The organism is Marinobacter sp. X15-166B (genome assembly GCF_001752365.1).
Classification (GTDB): Bacteria; Pseudomonadota; Gammaproteobacteria; order Pseudomonadales; family Oleiphilaceae; genus Marinobacter.
On sequence record NZ_MEIY01000004.1, the window covers coordinates 1 to 2144 of the forward strand.

At 57.8% G+C, this 2144-nt stretch carries 2 protein-coding genes; both read right to left on the minus strand.

Annotated elements, in window-relative coordinates:
- Positions 1-56: 56 nt before the first annotated feature.
- Positions 57-860 carry an IS21-like element helper ATPase IstB gene (istB, locus tag BG841_RS16355; RefSeq protein WP_083260344.1) on the minus strand — a complete coding sequence of 268 codons (804 nt, stop codon included), beginning with the start codon at positions 858-860 and terminating at the stop codon, positions 57-59.
- Positions 857-2041, minus strand: coding sequence for an IS21 family transposase (gene istA, locus BG841_RS16360; protein ID WP_070058894.1), 1185 nt, complete (start codon positions 2039-2041; stop codon positions 857-859). The genes istB and istA overlap by 4 nt, the downstream gene beginning before the upstream one ends.
- Positions 2042-2144 lie beyond the last annotated feature (103 nt).

The following is a 2144-nucleotide window of genomic DNA, read 5'->3' on the forward strand; positions in this document are numbered from 1 at the left end:
TGTCAATAACAGTGAAGTATGACCGTTTTTTATCAGTTTAGATTGTCCGGTTTTCATCAGTTTTCAGTGTCCGGTTTTTGAGTGTTGGTGCTGTCAGATTGCTCCTGTTGTTGAGTAGTACCGGGGACGAGACCGGCTTTTCGTTTGTCCTTCAACCGGTAGCTTTCGCCCTTGATATTCAGTGTCGTTGAGTGGTGCAGCAGGCGGTCCAGTATCGCGGTGGCGATAACCTGATCTCCGAACACCTCACCCCAGTCCATAAAGCTTTTGTTGGAGGTCAGGATCGTGCTGGCCCGCTCGTAACGCCGGTTGATCAAGCGGAAGAACAAGCTGGCTTCTTCCCGGGTCATGGGCAGGTAACCGATCTCGTCGAGCATCAGCACCTTCGGGTAAGACAGTTGCTGTAACTGCCGATCCAACCGGTTTTCCTGGCGGGCTTTGATCAGCGTGCTCACCAGGCGGTCCAGGGTCATGAACAGTACGCGGTGGCCGGCTTCCGCGGCCTTGACGCCAAGGGCGACGGCCAGATGGGTTTTGCCAACGCCCGGCGGACCCAGCAGGATCACGTTCTCATTGCGTTCCACGAACCCCAGGCCGGAGAGTTCCCGCACCAGTTTGCGGTCGATGCTTGGCTGGAAGCTGAAGTCGAACTGTTCCAGGGTTTTAATCCAGGGCAGTCGGGCCTGCTTGAGGCGCGTATCCAGTCCCTTCTGGTGGCGGCCACCCCATTCCTGAGCCAGGGCCTGCTCCAGGAACTCCCGGTAGTTCAGATCCTTTTTGCTGGCGTGCTCGCACAGGGTGTCCAGGGCGGCTTGCAGGTGATCCATTTTGAGTCGGTCGAGGAGCTGATCCAGGTTCATTGGAGCACCTCCTCATACACAGCCAGACTCCGGTGCTGCACCGGCATTACTTCTTGCCAAAGAGGCTCATGGTGCTCAGCGACGGTTTGCCAGCCATGCTTGCGATCAGTCATCCGGTGACGGGCCACCTCCTGGCCGCGCAGGTCGTAGACGGTGAGTTCGCCGTCCAGGCTGATGCGAATGTTCACGCGTTGGCCACAACACTCCGCTGGCACACTGTAGCGGTTGCCATACACATCGATGTAAGCATCCCAGCCTACGTGCCGGATGTCGTAGTAGCGGGTGTCGAAGTCATCAGCAGGCCTTGGCAGAAGGTGGGGTAGCTCTTCCTGGAACCGCTCAGCCGGGGTTTGTCGGAACCGCCGCAGCATGCGCTGCTTAGCACCGGTATCCAACCAGTGCTCCAGCAACTGGTTCAGGTGGGCGTAGCTGTCGAAGCTGCGATACCGTTGGAAGAAGTGGTGCTTCACGTAACTCACCATGCGTTCGGTCTTGCCCTTGGTTCTGGGCCTCTGGGGCCGACAGGCACGAGCGGTGAAACCATAGTGGTTGGCCAGTTCCAGAAAGCCGGCATTGAAAATGATCTTGCCATCCCGATCGTGGCGAACCACCGCCGCCTTCTGGTTATCCACCAGAACGCTGGCCGGGACACCGCCAAAGTACCGGAAGGCCTGAACCAGCGACTCGTAGGTGTGCTCCGCATCCTGGCGCGGACCGGCCCAGATGTGAAAATGCCGGGAATACCCGAGGATGTTGACTGCGAAGTTGACGGTGCGGAGCCGACCGCCCATCTCTGCCCTTGTCTCGCCCCAGTCATGCTGGAGCTGTTTGCCGGGAAGCGTCTCATAGCGCACGGTTCGCTTGCTCGCACGCAATGGGCGCTTGGGCTGGATGTAGCCGCGAACGAGGGTGGACGAGCCGGTATAACCCCGTTCGCGCAGCTTCTGGAAAATCACTTCGGCGTTCCAGACCTCATCGGCCAACTGCTCATCGATATAAGGCTTAAAGGGATCCAGTTTGCTGGGTCGACGAGTCTTCGGTTTGCCGGTGGGCGGAGCCGGTAGGGCCAGATAGCGACGCACCGTGCGTTCTGAACAGCCAATACGATGGGCAATATCCACAATGTGTGCCCCTTGCTTCCGCAGTTGCTTTATCATGTGAAAGTCCTCTCGGCTTTGCATGGTTGTTTTCCTTTCTGGTTTCGTCACCTTCAAGGAAAGGCCATGCGGGTCGGGAGGACAATCTATCCTGACAATTTACGGACTTTTAGCACTGGTGCTGACA

What these genes read in the sequence shown, in the direction of transcription:
- istB (WP_083260344.1), bottom strand. Translation starts at nt 860, where the DNA reads ATGAACCTGGATCAGCTCCTCGACCGACTCAAAATGGATCACCTGCAA.
- istA (WP_070058894.1), bottom strand. Translation starts at nt 2,041, where the DNA reads ATGCAAAGCCGAGAGGACTTTCACATGATAAAGCAACTGCGGAAGCAA.